Origin of the sequence: Moraxella lacunata (assembly GCF_002027545.1) — a bacterium.
Classification (GTDB): Bacteria; Pseudomonadota; Gammaproteobacteria; order Pseudomonadales; family Moraxellaceae; genus Moraxella; species Moraxella lacunata.
Genome location: NZ_MXAN01000091.1, coordinates 1 through 6,745 on the forward strand (window position 1 = coordinate 1; position 6,745 = coordinate 6,745).

Sequence of the window (6,745 nt, forward strand, 5' to 3'; positions counted from 1 at the left end):
ATTGAAAAATCAATAAGTTGCTGTTTTAAGCTGAGAATGAATTTTACCAAACCTAATTTTATCAAACTAATAGACCGACAAAAACACAACCGCTTTTCTGTATAATTTTTGCCATGCTTCAAATAAAAATGCTACAATACCCCAAATTTTAACACACACTCATCATGGCAAAAAAATCCTCTTACGTCTGCCAATCCTGCGGAGCCAATTACGGCAAATGGTCAGGGCAATGTGCCGACTGTGGCGAATGGAACACGCTCACCGAAGCCCCCAATGTCGCCATGCCTCACCACAAAAAAAGCACCGCCAAATCCGCCCCAAAAACCGCCAACTATGCAGGCGACAGCTCTGGGGTGATGACCCTTGCCAATGTCGGCTTTTCGCTAGAAACTCGTATGCCCACAGGCTTGGGCGAGTTTGACCGTGTGCTTGGCGGTGGGCTTGTGGCAGGCTCGGTGGTGCTGATTGGGGGCGACCCTGGCATCGGCAAATCCACAATCCTTTTGCAGACCGCCATTAACATGGCAAGTAGCGATTCGCTCGCTGGCTCGGCTTTATATATCACAGGCGAAGAGAGCCTGTCGCAGGTTGCCATGCGTGCGGTGCGACTTGGGCTACCGACCGACCGCCTAAGAGTGCTTGCCGAGACCAACGTTGAGACCATTTGCATGGCACTCACCGCCGAACAGCCTGCCATTGCCGTCATTGACTCAATCCAGACGCTTTTTACCGAAGCCATACAGTCCGCCCCTGGGGGTGTCGCCCAAATCCGTGAATCCGCCGCCGTCTTGACACGCTATGCCAAGCAGACAGGCACGGCTCTATTTTTGGTGGGACACGTTACCAAAGAAGGGGCGTTGGCAGGGCCTCGTGTGCTAGAACACATGGTGGATACGGTGCTGTATTTTGAAGGCGAATCGGACAGCCGATTTAGAATGATTCGTGCGGTCAAAAACCGTTTTGGAGCGGTCAATGAATTGGGTATTTTTGGTATGACTGACACAGGCTTGAAGGAAGTTGCCAATCCGTCCGCCATTTTTTTGAGCCGATATGACAAACCCATTGCAGGCTCGGTGGTTATGGTCAGCCGTGAAGGCACACGCCCCTTGCTTGTGGAAGTGCAAGCGTTGGTGGACGATTCGCAAGGTCAGCCCAGACGCATGGCGTTGGGGCTTGATTATCAACGGCTCTCCATGCTCCTTGCGGTCATGCACCGTCATGGCGGTATCTACACAAGCGGTCAGGACGTGTATGTCAATGTCGTGGGCGGGGTCAAGGTCATGGAGACAGGCTCGGATTTGGCGGTGCTGATTGCCTGTGCGTCCAGTATCAAGGAAAAACCACTCCCCGCTCGGCTGTGTGTGTTTGGCGAAGTGGGGCTATCGGGGGAGATTCGCCCTGTGCCAAACGGTCAAGAACGCCTAAAAGAAGCGATGAAACACGGCTTTACCCACGCCATTATCCCCAAAGCCAACGCCCCCAAAGCAGGCGATAAAAATTTTGCCAAAATCAACATCATCGCTGTGGATAGGTTAGATGATGCCTTGATAAAGGCGTTTGAGCTTGCGTGATTGGTTTTTGCAGTCAAATAATCGGTATTATTCAATAAAGATATATTTTACCCCACTCTCAACTTAAAATCATCTCAAACCTAAGTGGTGGGTTGCCAAGTTGTTTGTTAATCTGCACACAAAGACTGTGAGCTAAGAGTTTTCTAATCACACGATTGGACAGGTGCCATAAATCTCTTGCTTTGGTGGTTTGCGCATTAAACCTTTGGGATAATTGTGAGATGACTGTTTGGGTGGTTTTTCTTGTTCGTTTAAGATAAGACAAAAAACTTTGACTTCTGTCATCTTTCATATTGTCTCTAAGTGGGGTTTGTAAATCAATGCCTAATTGAATAAGTTCGCTTTGTAAGTCTTTGGACAGATAGCCTTTATCTCCAAACAACTGCCTTACTTGCTGTCCTTGCAATGATTGTGTCAGCTCAAACACCGCTTGTCTGTTATCTGTATTGGCAGGTGTTAGGATGTAGCTTAGGATTTGACCATCTTTGTTTGTCATAAGATGAGCTTTAAACCCAAAATAACGTTCGTCTTTACTGGCACAATAACCAAAGCTGGCAACACCCTTAAAAGATTTGTGTCTTTTTGCTCTTTGATAGACACATACAGACACAGGAAAGCTGTCAATTAAGCAGGGCGATTTGTTTTGATGATTTTGGTTTACACATAAAGCACCAAGCACACTCATCATCTTATCCTTAATCCAGACCAAATTAGCACAGTGTTTGGCAAAGTTTGGGTACGAGCCTAATTTAGGGAAGTAATGCTGATAGCAGTTTTTAAAATAAGCCCAAATGCCTTTATCTGTATCAAAACCCAAGCACTCTCCAACAAGCTCCATGGTGATGACTTCGGCATCAGATAAGGCAGGGAGAAAGCCTTTACTTCTTAAAGGTTTGGTTACAAGATTTTGATACAAAGCCTCTACCAAAAGATAGACAACAATGATAAAATCATCATACGACATAGCTTGCTCCTAGATTGTTTTGTGGTGAAACTTAGGATTGGGCTATGTCGTTTTTGTTTCAAGGGGCTTGGGTTGGTTTAGTTGAGAGTGGGGTATAACAACCATACTGTTAAAGACATTCAAAACCTAAAATTTAATTATTTTGGGCATGACATGATTATTTTACATGAGCGAGATATTCTAAAACGTAAGGGGGTGTTTAATCAGCCCAACGAGATACACCAAACATTTTTAAATGATATTAGCGAATTGATGAAAAATAATAAATTTGTTGTCATCGCTTGTGTTATCCGCAAAGATGAACTACCCAAAGCCGATATTGCGGACAACCCTTATCATTTGGCAATGTCAATGGGGCTTGAACGCTTGTATGATTTTTTGGGTGAAAAAAGACAGCAAGATGCCCAAACTTTTGTGGTATTTGAACAACGTGGATTGAATGAAGATAAGTTGTTAAAAGCTGAATTTGAGCGTGTTTGCCAAGATAAATGCTATCCATTTCAACTGATTTTGGCATCAAAATACGCCAACTCATCAGGCATGCAACTGGCGGATTTAATCGCACGACCCATTGGTAACCATGTATTAAGACCTGCTCAGACTAACCGAGCCTTTGATGTTATTAAACATAAATTTTATTGTAAGCATGGAGCAAATCATACAGGGCATGAGTATGAAGATTTGGGGTTGAGAATTTATCCCTAAAACAAAAGCCCCAAATTTCTTTGGAGCTTTTGCCGACTAGGAATTACGCTTACGCTACCCTGTCCATAGTTATATCTTACCTTTATTTGTGCATAAGGTCAATGAAAATTACAAAAAAATGTGCATAAAATTGTAAAAATATTTGCATAAAGTAAAAATGTGTGTTAAATCAGTTCCGTAGAGTGCATCCCATGCACCTTTTAAAAGAAAAAGCATAGTGGTGCTTGAACCCCCGCCACTTTAAATATAAATGCGTAGGAAAAACACAACACCCAAAAATCATACCTTATCATCAGACAAATTGCAATTTATCCCCACAAATCCACCAAAGACAAACACCCAAAACCACAACATTTCCCCAACCTGAATTTTTTTCAACTTTTTTTAAAAATATATCAGTTTTTTTCATCAATAAAATGTGGTTTAATATACACATTCCAAAAACAACCCCGCAAGGTGAAAAAATGACCGTACAATTTCAATGCCGAGTGCATACCCAGCGTTTTGATGAAAACTATGAGCCAGCCAGTAGCACCCGTTTGACCACCAACTTTGCTAACCTAGCTCGTGGCGAAAACCGCAAACAAAACCTACAAAACGCCATTAGAATGATTAACAACCGCTTTAATGACCTAGCGACTTGGGACAACCCAACAAACGACCGCTATTCGGTGCTGATTGACATTGTGTCTATTGACATTGACGTGGCAGGCAAGGGCGAATTTTTCTCAGGATTGGAATGGCTAAAAACGTCTGTGGTTGACCACAAAACAGGCAAAACCATTGACGGTATCATCGGCAACAGCTTTTCATCGTTTGTCCGTGATTATGATTTTAGCGTGCTACTTCGTGAGTACAACAAAGACAAGCCTGAATTTACTGTACCAGAAGGTTATGGCGATTTGCATGGCAAATTGTTCAAATTCATGGTTGCGTCCGAAGAGTACAAAGCTCAATCCAAAAAACCGCCTGTCCTGTGCCTAAGCGTTGCGACCACTCGCACCTATCACAGAACCACCAACACGCACCCGATTTTGGGCGTGGAATATGTGCAAAACGACTATTCATTGACCGATGAATATTTTGCCAAAATGGGCTTAAAAGTGCGTTACTTTATGCCACCAAAATCGGTTGCTCCGTATGCGTTCTATTTTGATGAAAATGCCGATTTGTTGAACGATTACACCAACTTAGAGCTGATTAGCACCATTGCGACCATGGAAGCGTTCCAGCGTATCTACCGCCCAGAGATTTATAGTGCCAACTCGGTTGCAGGGCAAGTGTACAAAGGCAGTCTAACTTATGAAGATTATGCCGTGCCAAAAGTGGATTATGACCGTGTGGAGCGTAACGATTTGGCGGTAAAACAAGGCAAACTTGCCGAAGAGCAGTTTATCAAGCCCTACAAAGAGATTTTGGACGCTTGGCTTGCTGAAAAATAAGAGATGAATTTCAATCAGCCGATAAATTTTGGTCGGCTGATTTGAATTTTTTGGTATAATGGAGTTTGGTGATAAATGGTTTTCCGTTCGCCCTGAGCCATGCCTGCGGGTGAAAGAAAACCTTTTCATGGTTCGACAAGCTCACCACGAACGGTTTTCTATACCACATCTTTTTAAATAGAAATCATTTTTTAATTTAGGAAAACACAATGAGCAAAATTTTACTTCCCACTTCCACCGCAGGCAGTTTGCCAAAACCGTCTTGGCTTGCCGAACCTGAAAAACTGTGGTCAGAATGGAAATTTGAAGGCGATGAGTTATTACAAGCCAAGCAAGACGCACTTTTGGTATCGCTTGCCGAGCAGACCAGAGCAGGCATTGACATTGTCAGCGACGGTGAGCAGACCCGTCAGCACTTTGTAACCACGTTTATTGAGCATTTGGACGGTGTGGATTTTAACAAGCGTGAAACTGTCCGCATTCGTAACCGCTATGATGCTTCCGTGCCTAGCGTGGTAGGCGATGTGTCTCGCCCAAAATCGGTGTTTGTGGACGATGCCAAATTTTTGCGTCAGCATACCGACAAGCTCATCAAATGGGCTCTGCCTGGTCCGATGACGATGATTGATACCTTGTATGACGGGCATTATAAGAGCCGTGAGAAGCTGGCGTGGGAATTTGCCAAAATCCTAAACGAAGAAGCAAAAGAGCTGGAAGCGGTAGGCGTGGATATTATTCAGTTTGATGAGCCTGCGTTTAATGTGTTTTTTGATGAGCTAAACGATTGGGGCGTGGCGACCTTGGAGCGTGCCATCTCCGGGCTAAAATGCCAAACGGCAGTACATATCTGCTACGGCTACGGCATTAAGGCGAACACCGATTGGAAACAAACTTTGGGCAATGAATGGCGACAATACGAAGAGAGTTTCCCAAAACTGCAACAATCCAAAATTGACATCATCTCGCTAGAATGCCAAAATTCTCGTGTGCCAATGGATTTGATTGAGCTGATTCGTGGCAAAACGGTCATGGTTGGGGCGATTGATGTGGCGACCAATGAGATTGAAACGCCTGAGCAAGTGGCGGATACTTTGCGTAAAGCCTTGCAATTTGTGGACGCTGATAAGCTCTACCCAAGCACCAACTGCGGTATGGCTCCCCTGTCTCGCACGGTTGCTCGTGGCAAGTTGCACGCTCTTAGCGAAGGGGCGAAGATTATTCGTAACGAGTTGGCAGGTAAATAATTGGTAAAAAATGTTGGGGTTTTAAAAAATCCCAACCATTTATGCTAAGTAGGTTTTCCGTTCGCCCTGAGCTTGTCGAAGGGTGAAAGAAAACCTTTTCATGGTTCGACAAGCTCACCACGAACGGTTTTCCTTAGTAGCATACTTTTTGAATTAGAAAAATAATTTTAAGAAAATAACATGGTATCAATCACAGATTTTAAAGACGCAATGGCAAAACTCACCACCGCCATTCATGTGGTAACGACAGACGGCGTGGCAGGGCGACATGGCTTTACGGCATCGGCAGTATGTAGCGTTACCGACACGCCCCCAACTTTGCTCGTGTGTATGAATACAAATATCGGTTTTTATGACAATTTTGTCAAAAATGGCGTGCTTATGGTCAACACCTTGACTGCCGAGCAGTCGCATTTGTCTAATACCTTTGCATCACGGCTAAATTCTGATGAACGTTTCACGCATGGCACTTGGGAGACACTAACCACAGGTTCGCCAATGCTAACTGATGCCTTGATTAGCTTTGATTGCAAGATTGGTGAGATTAAAGAAGTTGGCACGCATGGGGTGTTTATCTGTGAGATTATCGCCATTCGTCAAGGCGACAGCGATAAGGCATTGACTTATTTTAACCGTAATTATCACAAAACCGATGACGGCACGGCATTGGTATAAGATGATTGGGTAAAAAGCATAAAGCACGACGTGAGTTGTGCTTTTTTGTTTTGGGGGTGATGTGGTTTTTTGGGAAAAGGAGTAGGCAATAAGTTGTTTTTACTTCAATATCAACTGAAAGTTACAACTTATTGATTTTTCAAT

The 6,745-nt window shown here is 43.9% G+C and carries 6 protein-coding genes; 5 read left to right on the top strand and 1 reads right to left on the bottom strand.

The genetic code is table 11. The annotated features are described in order from the left end of the window. Positions 1-164: 164 nt before the first annotated feature. Positions 165-1,571 carry a DNA repair protein RadA gene (gene radA, locus B5J94_RS11850; RefSeq protein WP_062500568.1) on the top strand — a complete coding sequence of 469 codons (1,407 nt, stop codon included), beginning with the start codon at positions 165-167 and terminating at the stop codon, positions 1,569-1,571. 58 nt (positions 1,572-1,629) lie between these two features. On the opposite strand, the gene B5J94_RS11855 is transcribed toward radA, so the two are convergent. Beyond that, positions 1,630-2,535 (bottom strand): IS982 family transposase, encoded by a 906-nt coding sequence (locus B5J94_RS11855; RefSeq protein WP_062500566.1) that lies wholly within the window; start codon positions 2,533-2,535, stop codon positions 1,630-1,632. An 87-nt stretch (positions 2,536-2,622) separates the two neighbouring features. Between B5J94_RS11855 and B5J94_RS11860 the strand changes: the two genes are divergently transcribed. The 4 genes from B5J94_RS11860 (at position 2,623) to B5J94_RS11875 (ending at position 6,601) form a co-directional block, all read left to right on the top strand. Then, positions 2,623-3,240, top strand: a complete 618-nt coding sequence (locus tag B5J94_RS11860) for a DUF3800 domain-containing protein (RefSeq protein ID WP_062500564.1) — start codon at positions 2,623-2,625, stop codon at positions 3,238-3,240. A gap of 464 nt (positions 3,241-3,704) precedes the next feature. After that, on the top strand, positions 3,705-4,682 hold the full coding sequence (locus tag B5J94_RS11865) for a DUF1852 domain-containing protein (RefSeq protein ID WP_062500562.1): 978 nt from the start codon (positions 3,705-3,707) through the stop codon (positions 4,680-4,682). Between the two features lie 209 nt (positions 4,683-4,891). Then, the gene (locus B5J94_RS11870; protein ID WP_062500560.1) at positions 4,892-5,926 is read left to right on the top strand and encodes a methionine synthase; all 1,035 of its coding nucleotides are present in this window, start codon (positions 4,892-4,894) and stop codon (positions 5,924-5,926) included. 180 nt (positions 5,927-6,106) lie between these two features. Further along, the gene (locus tag B5J94_RS11875) at positions 6,107-6,601 is read left to right on the top strand and encodes a flavin reductase (RefSeq protein ID WP_062500558.1); all 495 of its coding nucleotides are present in this window, start codon (positions 6,107-6,109) and stop codon (positions 6,599-6,601) included. Positions 6,602-6,745: the final 144 nt, after the last annotated feature.